This window comes from Bremerella sp. JC817 (genome assembly GCF_040718835.1).
Lineage (GTDB): Bacteria > Planctomycetota > Planctomycetia > Pirellulales > Pirellulaceae > Bremerella.
This window is the reverse complement of the sequence record NZ_JBFEFG010000280.1, coordinates 1,111,979-1,126,973: the sequence shown is the minus strand read 5'-3', so window position 1 is coordinate 1,126,973 and position 14,995 is coordinate 1,111,979. Positions and strand designations below refer to the sequence as shown.

12 protein-coding genes are annotated in these 14,995 nt (G+C 58.0%); 6 read left to right on the top strand and 6 right to left on the bottom strand.

The window, feature by feature from the left end:
- Positions 1 to 55 precede the first annotated feature (55 nt).
- From AB1L30_RS23000 to AB1L30_RS22990, 3 genes are all read left to right on the top strand, one after another.
- Positions 56 to 1,456 (top strand): O-antigen ligase family protein, encoded by a 1,401-nt coding sequence (locus tag AB1L30_RS23000; protein WP_367016382.1) that lies wholly within the window; start codon positions 56 to 58, stop codon positions 1,454 to 1,456.
- Positions 1,457 to 1,463: 7 nt separating this feature from the next.
- Entirely contained in the window at positions 1,464 to 2,255 is a 792-nt protein-coding gene (locus tag AB1L30_RS22995; RefSeq protein ID WP_367016380.1) for a WecB/TagA/CpsF family glycosyltransferase, read from the top strand.
- An 85-nt stretch (positions 2,256 to 2,340) separates the two neighbouring features.
- A complete protein-coding gene (locus AB1L30_RS22990; RefSeq protein ID WP_367016378.1) occupies positions 2,341 to 3,573 on the top strand; it encodes a sulfatase-like hydrolase/transferase in 1,233 nt (410 codons plus the stop codon).
- A 23-nt stretch (positions 3,574 to 3,596) separates the two neighbouring features.
- Here AB1L30_RS22990 and AB1L30_RS22985 read toward each other — a convergent pair whose 3' ends face one another.
- A complete protein-coding gene (locus AB1L30_RS22985; RefSeq protein WP_367016376.1) occupies positions 3,597 to 7,529 on the bottom strand; it encodes a family 10 glycosylhydrolase in 3,933 nt (1,310 codons plus the stop codon).
- Between the two features lie 362 nt (positions 7,530 to 7,891).
- On the bottom strand, positions 7,892 to 8,206 hold the full coding sequence (locus AB1L30_RS22980; RefSeq protein ID WP_345088326.1) for a hypothetical protein: 315 nt from the start codon (positions 8,204 to 8,206) through the stop codon (positions 7,892 to 7,894).
- A gap of 485 nt (positions 8,207 to 8,691) precedes the next feature.
- Between AB1L30_RS22980 and AB1L30_RS22975 the strand changes: the two genes are divergently transcribed.
- Positions 8,692 to 9,675, top strand: coding sequence for a DUF1559 domain-containing protein (locus AB1L30_RS22975; RefSeq protein WP_367016374.1), 984 nt, complete (start codon positions 8,692 to 8,694; stop codon positions 9,673 to 9,675).
- A 111-nt stretch (positions 9,676 to 9,786) separates the two neighbouring features.
- Positions 9,787 to 10,149, top strand: coding sequence for a hypothetical protein (locus tag AB1L30_RS22970; protein ID WP_367016372.1), 363 nt, complete (start codon positions 9,787 to 9,789; stop codon positions 10,147 to 10,149).
- A gap of 106 nt (positions 10,150 to 10,255) precedes the next feature.
- Here AB1L30_RS22970 and AB1L30_RS22965 read toward each other — a convergent pair whose 3' ends face one another.
- Positions 10,256 to 10,837, bottom strand: coding sequence for a hypothetical protein (locus AB1L30_RS22965; protein ID WP_345088331.1), 582 nt, complete (start codon positions 10,835 to 10,837; stop codon positions 10,256 to 10,258).
- A 389-nt stretch (positions 10,838 to 11,226) separates the two neighbouring features.
- On the opposite strand from AB1L30_RS22965, the gene AB1L30_RS22960 reads away from it, so the two are divergent.
- A complete protein-coding gene (locus AB1L30_RS22960; RefSeq protein WP_367016370.1) occupies positions 11,227 to 11,571 on the top strand; it encodes a histidine triad nucleotide-binding protein in 345 nt (114 codons plus the stop codon).
- A gap of 89 nt (positions 11,572 to 11,660) precedes the next feature.
- On the opposite strand, the gene AB1L30_RS22955 is transcribed toward AB1L30_RS22960, so the two are convergent.
- The 3 genes from AB1L30_RS22955 to AB1L30_RS22945 all read right to left on the bottom strand — a co-directional run bounded on the left by AB1L30_RS22955 (position 11,661) and on the right by AB1L30_RS22945 (position 14,815).
- Positions 11,661 to 12,785 (bottom strand): hypothetical protein, encoded by a 1,125-nt coding sequence (locus AB1L30_RS22955; RefSeq protein WP_367016368.1) that lies wholly within the window; start codon positions 12,783 to 12,785, stop codon positions 11,661 to 11,663.
- Positions 12,786 to 13,166: 381 nt separating this feature from the next.
- On the bottom strand, positions 13,167 to 13,310 hold the full coding sequence (locus AB1L30_RS22950) for a hypothetical protein (RefSeq protein WP_367016366.1): 144 nt from the start codon (positions 13,308 to 13,310) through the stop codon (positions 13,167 to 13,169).
- Between the two features lie 35 nt (positions 13,311 to 13,345).
- The gene (locus tag AB1L30_RS22945) at positions 13,346 to 14,815 is read right to left on the bottom strand and encodes an arylsulfatase (protein WP_367016364.1); all 1,470 of its coding nucleotides are present in this window, start codon (positions 14,813 to 14,815) and stop codon (positions 13,346 to 13,348) included.
- Positions 14,816 to 14,995: the final 180 nt, after the last annotated feature.

The window sequence follows — 14,995 nt, the reverse complement described above, 5'->3', positions numbered from 1 at the left end:
TTTTCAGGCTTCAGCGACTACGTAAAATCTGCGAACTGAAATCTGAACCGCCACCATGACCCCGATCCTGATCATCTTTGCTCTCGTAGGCCTGGTATGGGGAACCATCCTGGCGATCCGAGGCAACCTGCTGTTAGCTTCGGTCGGGCTGCTGGTTGCGACGTCGGCCTTCGGCGTCTACTTCTTTGAATTCAAGTTCGGCGGCATCAATCTTTCGATCGACCGCCTGGCAATCGTGGGGCTGGGCGTTGCCTTCGCCGTACAGTGGAAGCTAGGCAAAATCGAGCTGCGCCCCTGGATGGCGCTCGACACGGTCATTGCCATCTTCTTCGGTGTGCTGATCTTCAATACGTTCAGCCACGACATCCGCAACCTCGCCCCGGACCAGGTGCCGCCGGTGCAGCACCTGATCAACGGCTATCTGATTCCGCTGTCGGTTTATATCGTGGCGCGAAATTTGAAATACGACGAACGCCAGGTCGACTGGTTTCTGATGGCGATGACTGCCTTCGGCGTTTACCTGGCGGTGATCGGCATTATGGAAGGGCTTGGGCTGTATGGCTTCGTTTTTCCTCGCTACATCGCCGATCCGAAGATTGGCCTGCACTTTGGTCGTGCTCGCGGTCCGATGGTGCAATCGGTCAGCTATGGCGTCTATTTGTGCGGCTGTTTGCTGACGACTTGTTTGCTCTGGTCGCGTGCATCGGCCAAGACCAAAGGCTTTGTGTTCTGTTTGATTCCGCTGTTTCTCGCGGCAATCTTCTTCACCAAGACTCGAACCGTCTGGGCCGGCGCTGGCGTCAGCTTAATGGCCGGGATCTTCCTGACGATGCAAGGCAAAGCCCGAACGGTCTTGCTGACCGGCATGGTGGCGTGTGGCCTGTTAGCAGTGGCTGCCAAGTCGGATGCCATCATGGGTCTGAAGCGAGAAGGGACCGTCGAAGACACGCGGCGTTCGGTCAGTATGCGAGCCAGCTTCACGTATGTCTCGTGGGAAATGTTCCTCGACCGGCCAATCCTGGGACATGGCTTCAGCCAGTTCCGCAAAGCGAAATTGCCGTACCTGGCCGATCGCAACGTCGACCTGATCTTGGAATCGATTCGCGACTACGACCATCACAACACCTTCTTAAGCGTGTTGACCGATCTCGGCCTGCTCGGCTTCATTCCGTTTCTCTGCATGTATGGCATGTGGCTACGAAATGGTTGGCGCCTGGCCCGCAGCGAGTCCCCTCCGTGGGCCAAAGCGGTTGGCACCCTGGGAGTTGGCACCGTGCTGATTGCCTTCTGTCAGATGGTGGGTCACGAGATCACCTTCATGCCGTTTGAACACCTGTTGATATTCCTGGTTGCCGGTATGAACGCCGCCCTGGTTTACGACTTTGGACTCGTTCCTCGTTCCCATACCCCAGCCCCTACCACCTCTTGGCCGGCACAAGCTGCCGCGCGAGGTTAATCGTCCAATGAGCAACGAACGCATTTCCATGTTCGGTATCGATATCGATGCCATCCGCATGCCTCAGGCTGTCAGTCAGTTGATGACCTGGATCGAAGGCGAACGGGGCGAGGCCACCAAATTTGTGGTGACCCCCAACGTCGATCACACCGTGCTGCTGCAAACCAGTGCCGGTCTGCGCGAGGCTTATCAAGACGCATCGATGGTCCTGGCCGACGGTTGGCCGGTGGTCTTTGCTTCGCGAATCTTTGGCAAGCCGCTGCCGGAACGCGTGACCGGAAGCGACCTGGTGCCGGCTCTTTTCAAAGCGGCGACCAGTACGGCTCCGCTGAAGACCTTTCTGCTGGGTGCCGCCCCAGGCGTGGCCCAGCGCGCGGCGGTCAACATTCATCGCCAATACCCCAACGTGCAGATCGTGGGAACCTACAGCCCTCCGCTGGGGTTCGAGAACGACGCCGAAGAGAACCAACAGATCCTGGAACGGATCGCCGATTCCGAAGCGCAGCTTCTGGTGATTGGCTTGGGGGCACCGAAGCAAGAAATCTGGATCGACAAACATAAGCACGAAGTGACCGCCAAGGTGGCCCTGTGTGCCGGAGCGACGATCGACTTCCTGGCAGGCGAAAAGAGCCGTGCTCCGAAGTGGATGCAGCGTACCGGGTTGGAGTGGGCTTACCGCATCGGCACCGACCCAAAACGGCTCGCCAAACGGTATGCGAAAGATGCCGTGGTGTTCCCGCGACTGCTGTGGCGCGAGTGGATGCGGCCTGCGATTCGCCGCCCCGACTTTTCCAAATAGCCCCGCACCTCTATAGTTGCGGCAAGGAACACCGATCAATTTAAGGGTACCCTGGGGGTACCCATTTCTTTTGGGAAGGTCGCTTGTGCGTCGTGCACTGGTCTTAGTCGTCGATGGTTGGGGAGCCGGTTTTCTCGGCTGCTATGGAAACTCGTGGCTCGATACGCCAGCGCTCGATCAGTGGGCCTGCCAGTCGGTGCTGTTCGAGCAGTGCATCTCGGAATGCCCTGACCCGCTGGTGTTGTATCCACATCTGTTCGGCGGCACCCATCCGCTAGGCTCGCAGGATGAAAGTGGCCTGATGACAGCATTGGCCGACGCCGATGTTCCGGTGCACTTGCTGACCGACGACCCTCGCCTGGCAGTGCTTCGCGATACGACCCGTTTGGCTTCGGTCGAAACCTTCCCGGAAGTCGCCGAAGTCGCGGCCGGCAGCGCGGAAGAAACAACGCTGGCTCGCTTCGCCAGTGTGCTGCTGGATTGGCTCGAAGAACCGGCCCGCGAAGAAGTGATCTGGGCTCACATGCTAGGGATGCTGGGACCATGGGACGCACCGTACAGCTATCGCCAAGACCTGGCCGACGAAGAAGACCCGGCGCCGCCTGAGATCGTGCAGCCCCCTTTCGAACGTGAAAACCGCGAGTTCGATTCCGATCATGTGCTGGGCATCACCCAGGCCTACGCAGGTCAGGTCACGGTCCTCGACATGTTGCTGGGCGAAATCCTGGCCACCATCGAAGAGCTTCCCGCCGACAAGCAGCCGCTGGTGGTGTTGACCTCGACCGGTGGTTATCCGCTGGGACTGCATGGACAAATCGGCCGCGTCGAAGATGGCCCGGTGCGGCTTTATAGCGATACGCTTCACGTGCCTTTGCTGGTGCGTCGACCGGACGCGGTGGAAGGCTTGACGCGCTGTCTGGGAATCGCCCGGCTTGGCGATGTCTTGCCAACGATCGTCGAATCGTTCGGGCTGGAAGTCGCTCCGCAAGATGGTTTGAACCTGCTGCAGGTTCGCCTGAACGATTCGCGCGAGTTCGTTCTTTCAGGCCTGGGCGACCAGCGTTGCTTCCGCACGAATCACTGGAGTCTGCGGTATCACCTGCCTGACGATGTAACGCCGCTTGATCAGTTGGATCTCGATCAAATCGTGACCGAGCTGTTCGTCAAACCGGACGACCGCTGGGAAGTGAGCAACATCGCGGACCGCTGTAAGAACATCGCCGAAACAGGACTGCGGACGGCCTTGGCCATTGAACAGGCCTATCGCGAGGGCAAGCTGATGCCTGAGATCCCGGAAGAATTGCTGACCGAGGTTTAATCGGCCAGCCAAGATCGCGACGCCTATTGGAAGCGAGGCAGGCGCGGCGTGTAGCTGCGGAAGGTCTCGAACCAGGTCTTCGGCGGCGGCTCTTCTTTCGGAGCATTTCGCTGGGCAACGTTGGCGGCTCGATTCTGTTCGAGCTGCTGGGCCAACGCCGGAGCGATCGGGACGTGCTTCTCCAAATACTTCACCCAATAGCCATTGAGCAATCGGTAACAATCGCCCACTTCGGACTGTTGGTAGCGAGCATAGGCCAGCGTCACCAGTTTGTTGAGCTGATTGATCTCGCTGTCGCGGAACGCCACGTCGTACAGTTCGACCCGGTCGACCAGCACGTTGCCGTCCCCCATCATGTCGAAGCCGATCTTAGCGGTTTCCAGTTCCGGCGGAAGATCGAGCACCGGGTAGGCGAACTCGCTCCATTCGGCCTGCAGCGGAAATGGCGTGCCGGCGCCGACCGAGACCGGGCGATAAACGTTCTGCGTGCCGACGTAACCATCGAGCACGATTCGCAGATTCGGCTGGGCACCAGGAGAGTCGTTCAGCAGATGCATCTTCAGCATCAGCCGGCGGCTTTCCGGGATTTCAATCTCTTCACTCCGGGCCCAAACGACCTGACCGGTACTCTTCAGCCGGAGCGACTGATTGCCTTCATAGATCTTCTGCGTCTCGATCCCAACCGCCGTGCCGGGCTGATTACTGAGCGTCCACGCTGGAATTAGACCATCGGTCGCTGGTTGCTCGAAGTCGCCATTGGCCAGCAGCGCGACCGGTGGCAGCGAGCGAATGCTGCGTACTCGTAGGGCCAGCTCTTCCAATCGTTCTCGCATGATTCGCATCACGCCGGTCGGCAAGTAGACCTTCGCGCCAGTGATCGCGACGTCGTAAACATCGACCTTACAGGCAATCAGACCGTACGCCGGAATCGTGATACTCCACTGCCCTTCCCCTTTGGGTTGAGGCCCGCGCGAGATCTCACTGGAAGCGAGTGGCGTGACGATACCATCGCTCGGCAACTGAACCGTTAGTGCGGCGTTCAAGTCCCACGGAGTTGGATTGACGAAGTACAGCGTCGTTTCCGATCCGGTCGAAAGCTTGCGAATCACCAGCGGCTGCGATTGAGGAACGTTCAAGCGATGATAGTTGCCGCGTGGCAGCATCTTGTAGATCGTCAGGAACTCGTGCAACGCCGCGTCTTGTCCCATCGGCACCGTCCAGCCGCCGAAGAAGATCGATAAGTCATCCTCTTGCGCCAGATGCTCGACCAGCGGTTTGCGTGCGTCCGATCCGCTGCCGATGAACTCGGAGGCAACCCAAGTGAAGTTACCATCGCGACCAAATGGCTTGGCTTGATCGAAGCCTGCCACGTGCAGCGTATCAGGGACATGAAAATGCAACACGCCGCGATTGTCTTCGTCGGCGTAAGAGACTTCGTCTTCACGGGCTGCCTGGTAATTGATGTACCAGCGGCCTCGCTTCGGATTGCCACGCGGGCGAACGAAGTTGGTATCGAGAAGCGAAATGTTGGGATGTGTGCGATAGCGTTTCGCGTCGATGCCCAGTTCCAACAGAACATCGGTCGAAGTCGCCGTGCGTGGCAGTTCTGGCGTCAGACGCTTCTTGGCATGTTGCCCATGGAAACAGCCAGCCGTATTCAGGTAGAGCACTGCATTCGAGTTGGCACTTCGCATGATGGTTGCCAAGCGAGAATGCAACTGGAACATCCGTTCGCCACGCCAGCGGAGCCAGCTCTCCCATTGCTGTTCGAGTACCCAGTCGCTGCGGGTCTTCAAATCGGGTGGCAGGTTCGCGAAGATCTGCTGCTGCACCGCCGGCAGACTCTGGGCGAAGCGAAGCAGCGTGGCGTTATCCATGCCCCACTGCGGCCCGGCCAGGACGGCATAGCCATCGCAGTCCAAGTTCAACGCCAAGCCCGAGAACGACGGGTGATGGCCGTAACGCGAAACGAAGTCGAGCACCAGGTCGCTGATCGCCTGTTGTACGTCCTCATCGAGTGGATTGTAGTAGGCCCCTTCGCCTGCCGAGACGCCGGTGCGGTCGATCGCGGGCTGGCCAAGATGATTCAGCGGAGCGGCGTAGTTCGGATCGAGCGAAGCGATCCGGCCTTCTTCCAAGCGAACCAGCGGGGAGTTCAACTCCATCGCCGGAATCAAGCGGAGATTAGCGCGATCGAACTGACGGAAGAGCAACTCGGCAACATCTTTCTTGAACGGATCTCGTCCATCGTCGAAGAACAAACCTTTGTCGAACTTCGGCGTCGAGCGGAAGTGGGGGCTGGGGTACAGCGAACCACCTTCGCTCATCATGCTGATGCAAGCGGCGTTGAACCCGACTCGCTTCAGATGTTCGATCACGCGATTGCTTCCTTCCAGGAAGGTAAGCCAATCTTCGAGCGAACGATTGGAGGCGATGTTCAAATCTTCCGGAGCACCGAACCCTTTCGAGAAGAGTGGCTTGTCCCAGTAAGCAATCGCCAGTCGGTCGTCTTCCACATTCGCGGCGGCGGCTGTTTCCAGCGGCGAGGCAGGCGGCCCCAACTTAGGCCGACCGGCCAGAACGCTGATCCGACCATAAGTCGACGGCAAAGCCTTGTCGCGACAGGTTAGCAGCAACATCGGGGTGGAAGTGCGTGGCCAGAAGACGAGTTGATGCTTTAGTTCGCCTGGTTTGTCGCCTGGCTGCGGCGGCGAAACCTCGACGCCTGAGTCGATCCCGATCGGCGTGATCATGCCGGCGGCGTCGGGTTCGATGATGCTGATCCCCAGGCTTTGCGGCAGATCGGACGGGTATTCGACCTCGACCACCAAAGGTGCCCCGATCGCCTCAATCGGTAGCGGATAGGCATGCCAACCGGTCGGCTGAAGTTGCTGCCACTTCCGTTCGTTGTGGTCGATTGTCTTGGTCAGGTTGTTATGCAGTTCGGAAGTCTTCGACTTTTGCCACAAGCTGTACGAAGCGAGCTTCGACAAGCGAGGCCACCAGTCGGCGGCGGTTGGATCGAACGACGCGATCGGCCGTGGATCTTCCTGACTCGGTGTGAATTCTAATTCCGGATCGATCACCACAAACTGCAGAACCCGCTGATGCGTCGGCTTCGACGCAAACACCAGGCTCGTCAGTCGCTGCTCGGTCATCAACACCACCAGCTCGTATACCCCTTCGTTGACGGGAACTTCCACATCGATGGCTTCCCCCAGATGGATGTCGCCACGATTGTCGACTGCAGTGGTGAAGGTCTTTTCCCAGATCGATCGCCCTGCCCTGGCCGGACGCAGTTTCACGAGAACTTGCACCGACGTTCCTGGCGGGAAGTTGGTGCGATAGCCGGTGATGGTGGCCCGGAATGTTTCTTCCGGAGCGAAGACCAGGTGGTCGCGATTAAGATCGGTGCGGATCGTATCGCCTGGGGCACGCTGCACGAGGATACGCGAACCTTGTTCGTCGAGCGCGTCCTGGTAAGGCTGATGCATCAACGAACTGATCGGAATCGAGATCGGCTGGGCCTGATCGGTTCCGGTGCCAGAAAGCTGAATGGTGAGTTGAGCGCCGGCGGGGGCTTCGATTTGAATGTCGAACCCGTCGTAGATGCGCGGCGTGAGATGATTGATTTCGACACGACCCTGGGAGGAAAGAACAGCCCGGGCCTCGTCGGCTTCCATCCCTAACAGATTGACCAGCCGGATTTTGCCAGCAGTTAGTGCCAGCGTTCCTCGCCAACGGCGTTCCGACGAACCACCCCAGGCAACCCGGAGGGTGCTGCGAATGGTTTCCACCGGCGGAGGCCCTTGAGCCTGAGCTTGGGCGGGCGAAGCGACGGCGAAAACGAGCGCACAGAGCAAGACACACCGCAGCGCGAGGTTATAAATCGCGGGACGGAGCAAGACATCCATGTGCTGTCGGCCTGGACTTCCCTGTACCAGTCGTGCCAGCATGACGCTGCGTTTCTCGGAGGAACGGAATAATGTGCCCTAATGGGACAATGGCCGCGGATTATAGACAGAGATTCAAATCCGCATCCAGAGGGAAATCGATGATTGCGGTGGCAGAAAGCACCCTCGAGTGCCAGAAAGTCGGCGAGTGCGCCGGGTGGTTGAGAAATGGGGCAAAGGAGAGAAACCCTCCAATACCCAGAACTGGAGAAGATCTCGACTAGCATTTCTCAACCACCCGCTGAAGCGCTACTCGCTTTGGCGTCCACCGAGAACAGGAAACTCGGCGGGATCGCCCGGGAGGGTGAATTGGAGAGAAGTCTTTGTCGGCTGCCAGGCGGCACGCAGCCCACGTCGACGAGGAACTAACTTTCGGTGACGGTAGCTTCGGCGGAAGCCGTGCGGCGGCGACGACGCTTCGGCTTGGCAGCTCCCCATTCCTTGGTCAACGTTTCAAAGACTTCTGGAGATTCGTAACGGACAATCGCTTTGCCTTCCGGCATCGGCCCAATCAGGCCACGGAAAACAGGCATGCCACGCAGGGCCAGGTCGGTGCTGCTGTCTTCGGTACCTACCTGCGAGTGCATCTTCAACAGTGGTTCGGCCGAGTCGTAATCCTTAATGCGGATCTCGCCATTGGCGCCTCGGGTCACCACGCGGAATGTGTCTTTCTTTGCCATATCTATCGATGCCTCCTCAATACCAACTGGCTACATTGCCTTTGACAGAATCAGGTATCGGCCAGAGTGCTAGCGAAGACAAACCTTTTTCTGATGGGAAGTTACATCAGTCTCTTTAGGCACAGGACGAACAGTCCCTACATCGTGCAGTTCCGGCAGACAAGGCGGATCGAAGGTGCCTCCGGTCTGCAGAATCAGACAGCAGTAGCGCACTAATAACTATCTGGTCCGATTCGGGAAGAGGCAAGATTCGGTGAGGGTTCCCGCGTCCCCCATCAACAGGGAACTCAGCGTTGCTGCGTTTTTTTATTGCATTCAAATCCAGGATGTTTTATACTTTTTCCTGCACTTTTTACTATCCAGTAGTGGTGAGCTTCCTGCCTGCTTGCCACCTCGGTTGCCCTGGCTTCTTTCGCCGGGCAAACCTCCAGCGCGGTCGATCTTCTATCTCTTTTCTTCATTATCTGATTCGTGGAGACCATGTTATGCCAAAGCAACGTGGATTTACGCTCGTTGAGCTCCTCGTGGTAATTGCCATCATTGGCGTCTTAATTGCCTTGCTCCTGCCTGCCGTTCAGCAAGCTCGAGAGGCTGCCCGTCGCATGACTTGCACCAACAAGCAGAAGCAATTGGGCCTGGCGATGCACAACTATCACGACACCTTCCAGTCGTTCCCACCAGCATGCGTAGTGTTGGATACGGCTGGCGTTCAAGAAGACACTTCCATCGGCGCTTGGTCGCGTAATCGCGACTGGGGTGCGACCTGGGCGGTGATGATCTTGCCTTTCATCGAACAAAACGCACTGCACGATCAATACGACAGCCGCCAGTTGGCTCGTAACGGCAACGCGACCAGCGGCAACAATCGCGTGACGCGTCAACGTCCTGATGCGTACCTTTGCCCGAGCCATCCGAGCGTTACCTCGCTGCTGACGCAAGACTTCACCGGCTTTGCCAAGGTGAACTATGCCGTCAATGTCGGTGCCGGTCGCTTGTGCCGCATGGCTGACTACAACGATTCGACCAAGAAGGGTCCGTTCAGCGTCGTGGGGCAGTATGGTGCCAAGTTCCGTGACATCACCGACGGTACCTCGAACTCGATCCTCTTGAGCGAGATCATGGTGGTGAACAGCGGCGGCGACGACCGTGGTGCTTGGGGTTACGCCACCGGTTCCACCTTCAGTGGTCGTAACCATCATGGTGGGGCGATCGTCATGACGCCGAACACGTCGCGGCGCGTCGATGCTTCGCCTTACTCGTACAACAAGACCAACGCCACGGTCTATGGCGAGAACAGCAACCCTGACAGCAGCACCGAATCAGGCGTCGCGGCGCGTAGCTTCCATCCTGGCGGCGTGGTGATGTGCCTGGCCGATGCCAGTTGCCAGTTCGTTCCAGAAACGATCGACGCGACCATCTATGCCAACGCGATGGCCATCAGCGACGGCAATCCAACGACGCTTCCTTAAGCCTCGCGGATTCTGAACTCAACGCGTCGCGTGCCGAAGCCCACTTCGGGCACGCGACGTTTTTCTTCTTTCCACTTGAAATCACGCCAGACGCCAAAGGTCGTGTCCCCCATGAAGCTATCCCACGTTTCGCTCTTGATGGTCTTGTTGCTGTCGAGCGTTGGTTGTTTGTCCTCTTCCGGCGAGCAAGGTGCCGGTACGACGAATCCGGAAGTCGCGCAGCAAGTACGAAGCCAGGTCGAAGAGTTTGTGACCACGGCGCAGAAGTCGCCTCGTAACGCTCCGGCGAATCTTTCGTTGATGATCGAATCGCTGGAAGGTGCTTCCGATCGCTCCGAAGCGTTCGTGCACGTTCAAAACGAAGCCCAGAAGCTGCAAGAGCTTTATCAACGCAAGGCGGCCAAAGATGAGATCGCCAGCCAGCTCACACAGCTCCAAGCGGCGGCCAACCAGTTGGTGGCCGACGAGAACTAAGCCTTCCACCAGAAGGCTTGTCAGCTACATGCTCGCGGCGAGTTGCTTGCGAGAACGCACGAAGGGGCACCAGCGAGTGCCCCTTTTCTTTTAGCTTCGTGGCAATCTAGCGGCGAAGCGTGCTCATGGCGGAAGGTGCCGAAGGGCCGACGCGTGGCATCCCATCTTGCAGGTTCGAGACACCACCGATCGCCTGCCGCGAAGCGACATTCGTCTGCGTAGGTGCCGGCGGGGCAATCGCGACACGGGTCACTTGTTGCTGCTCGACCATCTTCAGCGTCGTCACCGGACGCGAGACCGTGCGTTCGGCAGGGACCAGTTCACGACGCGTCACCGGCGTGCGAACGGTCTCGGTACGTTGTTCCCAACGGGTGCGTGGCACCCAGCGATAGGCAACGCGAGGCGGGGCGAACGGGTTGACCGAGAATGGCGTGTACGCTTCCCAGCGATACTCGGTCACCGGCGTGTAATAGGCCCGCTGCGATTCCTGAATGTCGGTCGTCAGGCGTTCCTGATAGAACTTTTCGGTATGCGTTTGATAAGTCGTTTCCGAGACTGGTTTGGTATAAGTCTGCACGACTTCTCGATACGTAATCCCGTCTCGCTCGACGTAACGAACGTCTTCCGCCAGAACTGGTTGAGCAGCTCCGAAAAGCAGCATTCCCAGCATTAGTCCGCGGCAGCGCATCCTGCGTTCCCCCATGCGTCCAAATCGAAAGTAGAGAAGAGTTGGTCGAGCGCATCCTTGCGCGGTTCCAATTCCGATCGGAGCCAGCCGGAAGTTCGCAGCTTGCCGCGTTTCCCAACTTCTCCTAGTAACCGTTTCGGCACGTGGTTTCACACGAATTCACACTATTTGCCTCGCTAGCGTTGGCGGCAATCCGATTGCCGGGGTGGATCGACGTTTTTCTATGGAAGGTAAGTCGAAAGTTGTCCATGGATTGCTGAGCCGCGCGTCCCCTGCGGTGCCATTCGCATCGATATCCACTTGTGCGAAAATTTCGCCTGCCAGCTTGAAGCGAACCTGGGAATTGGTAGCCTGAACTCCCCATTCGATCCCCCGAGAAAGGCACCAGGATGTCGGAAAAGACCATCTTCAAACGTATCATCGACCAGGAAATCCCCGCCGACGTTGTCTACGAAGACGACCTTTGCATGGCGTTCAAAGACATCGTCCCGAAGGCCCCGGTCCATGTGCTGATCATCCCGAAGAAAGAGATCGCCACGGTCGACGACCTGGCCGACGACGATGCCGCTTTGATCGGGCACATGTGGATCGTCATCCGGAATCTGGCCCGCGAACTGGGGCTGGAAGAAGGCTACCGCGTGATTGTGAACTGCAAAGAAGGTGGCGGCCAGGAAGTTCCGCATTTGCATTATCACCTGCTCGGCGGCCGCAAGATGAGCTGGCCACCTGGCTAAGCGACGCGAACACCAAACCACCAACGCAAAAACGGCCGCCCAGGTTTCCCTCGGCGGCCGTTTTCATCACGTGTGGACGGTAAATGGTTCTATCGATACAGCGACGTTCCGCCAGGCAGATAGAACGTCGGTGCACTCTTGCCGCTGGCCGAAACTGGCATGGCATCGATCTGGCGAATCTCGCGTTGGCCACCCGGCAGGGCCGAAGTGCGTGGCTCGTTCGACTGAGAAGCAAGACGACCACCGTTGGAGTAGAAACCTCCGCTGACGCCTGGCTCACGCGGAGCGATATCTTGCTGGTAGCCCACTGGCATGATCGGACCGGTCAAAGGAAGTGGTGCTGGCTGCTGACCTTGAGCCGAAGCGACTTCGCGGCTGGCAGGTTCCGGGCTTTGACCACGAACGACGCCGGTGGTACCCGTGTTCGAGACCAACTGAGCCGGAGCGTAGTCGCCAATCATCCCTTCGTTCGAGCCATCGCGAACCCAATCGAGCCAGGCAATCTGCAGGCTGCTGAGGCTTGGATGACCGTAGTACTTGTTGGTGGAATTTGTCCAGTTGTTGGTCTGCATCCCTTCGCCAACGTATTGGACGAACTTTTGCTTGCCACCCTGAGCGATCAGGAAACGAGCCAGTGAATAGCCCTGGGCATACAGCGGAAGGATGTCGGCCGGATACTCTCTCATGGCGAACATCTGGTTGAAGGCGATGCCGCGGTCGGTCTTCAGAAACCGGTAGAGCAACTGCGTGTTCTTGTCTTTTTCCGACATGTGCTCGACCGTCGTGCAGGCCCCTTCGTCGGCCCAGCGTGGCAGCGGGCAACCAAAGTGCGTGGCGAAGATCGTATGCAGGATTTCGTGAGGCAACACGCTATCGAGAATGCGATCGCGTGGGCCGAAGATTTCCATCGTCCAGTTGAATGGAACGTTCTGATGGAAAGCGAAGCTGGTCTGTCCGCCGGCACCGCCACCCACCTTCACGGTGATGGGACAAGGCTGCGACCAGGGAGGTAACTCACGTCCCAACCACTCGATGGCCAGGTCTCGGCGATAGATCTCGGCCGATTCCAGCACCTGTCGGGCTAGTTGAGGATCTTGAGCGGTAACGAGAAAGTTAGTCCCGCGAACGCTTGCCGCGGAAGCGACCGTCAACAGAACGGTCCACACGAACATCGTCACAATAGCGTGACGGATCACGCGAGCATCCATGCTCATCAGCAGGCTCCAGGCGATTGGGTTGCCGACAACGCCGTCGCTTCATGCAATGGCCTCGTGACAACAATTTGAGACTTTGCTGTCGTGCCTCCCTATGGTTGTTGGGATCATCGGAGCACAAACAGCCGATTTCGATACGATCCCCGGCGTCAATCCGTTCAGCCTCAGGGGTTCTTATCGCCGACTTGTAAAGTTTTCAAAGGCTAACCAAATGGCCGCGAAGCTCCTAGGGCAAATTCCTGGAAAATCGCCGCTAGCAGGCAATTTTCGCTCAAGTCGCCCTGAATCGGCTTACTGCAGCGGGCTTACGCCCCTCGATCCTGCGGCTATCCTCAAGACCGATCGACTTCGACTCATGCATCGTGGCCACTGGGGTTTCAATCACTTCGATTTCAACGCCGCCATCACCGCCAAAACAATCACGACCACGGCCAGAATGGCCATCCCCACGAAGAAGCCGATGACCGCCAGCAAGATCATCAACTCGAAAATCCCGATGCCTTGCACGAAGGCCGTCATAGGCATCGAGATTAGTTCGTGGGGCAACATCGGCATGGGACTTACTTGGCCTTATCGAGCATCGGAATCGGAAAAAGTTCCGAAGGCGTGTGAGCCTCTTTCATCGCCGCTTCCATCTTCGCGACGACTTCTGGATGCGACGCGGCGACATCATTCGATTCGCTCGGATCGTCCTTCAAGTTGTACAGTTCCAACTTGCCGGCACCCGGACGCTTCGGTCTCATCATGTTCTGGCGAATCCCTTTCCAATCTCCCATTCGTACGGCCTGTTGTCCACCGTAAGCCCGGAACTCCCAGTACATGTAATCCGCCTCAGGCTGCTTTTCTCCGAGCAGCGTCGGCAAGAAGCTGGTGCCGTCGATATCGGCCGGAGCTTTCACGTCTGCAATCTGAGCGACCGTCGGCATCAGGTCGTAGAACGCGGCGATGTGATGCGTCACCGTGGCAGGCTTGATCTTGCCAGGCCAACGCACGATCAGCGGCACGCGGATGCCTCCTTCGTACAAGCTTCCCTTCAACCCTTTGAAGTTAGCGGACGACTCGAAGAATTCGGAATCGCTGCCACCCAGGCGGTCGTAGGTCGGGCCATTGTCCGAACTGAACATCACCACCGTGTTGTCGTCCAACCCTTTCGCCTTGATCGAATCGAGGATCATGCCGATGTCGCGGTCCATGTGCGTGATCATCGCGGCGTAACCTGCGTGCGGCTTGGGATGCTGCAAATAGCCTTTGTGAACGTAGTCGTTCTCTGGCATGTCGGCGTATTGCGCCAAGTCTTCGTCCGGCACCTGGATCGAAAGGTGGGGAATCGCGAAGGGCAAGTACAAGAAGAATGGCTTGTCGGCGTTCGCTTCGATGAACTCGATCGCCACGTCGCGGAACTGATCCTGCGAGAACGTTTCCCCTGTCAACGTACGATCGTTGCCAGGCTGAACTTGCTTGTCCCGGTTGCGCCAGAGGTACTCCGGATAGTGATTGTGGGCGTGACGCTGACAGTTGAAGCCATAGAACAAATCGAAGCCTTGCTTGTTCGGATCGCCTGTCGTCCCGAAGTGCCCCAGGCCCCACTTGCCAATCGCAGCGGTGGCGTACCCTTTCTGCTTGAGCATCTCGGCGATGGTCAGCTCTTCGTCCGGGATAGGATTTTGACCCGGGAACTCGGCCCCCAAAGCTTTCGTTTCGGGAAGCATTTGGCCTGGGTCGCCGTTGTCGCGAATGTAGGCGTGGCCACCATGCTTGCCGGTCAGCAGCACGCAGCGCGACGGAGCGCAGACGGCATTGCCGCTGTAGAAATCGGTGAAACGCATCCCTTCTTTCGCCAGGCGATCGAGCGCAGGTGTTTTGATTTTGGTCTGACCGTAACTTCCCAGTTCGGAGTATCCAAGATCGTCCGCCAGGATGAACACGATGTTCGGAGGACGCTCGGCAGCATGCGTCGTCGTTGCCAGGGCGGAAAGACAGATCGCGGCCGTAGCCAACACGATCCGAGCCAGGTTAAGGTGAGCCATCATGGACACTCCCAGGGAAAGCAAAGCGAAAGGTTGGAGTCGAAGGGGGTCTAGTCAGTATGTTTTAATGGTTTCCGCAGGTCAATGTCGCGGGATATTTGCATTACGTCACGCATTTTCTCGCGATTCGATCCTCCCCCGCTACAGAAAAAGGCCAAGCCCCGCAGTGCGAGACCTGGCCTT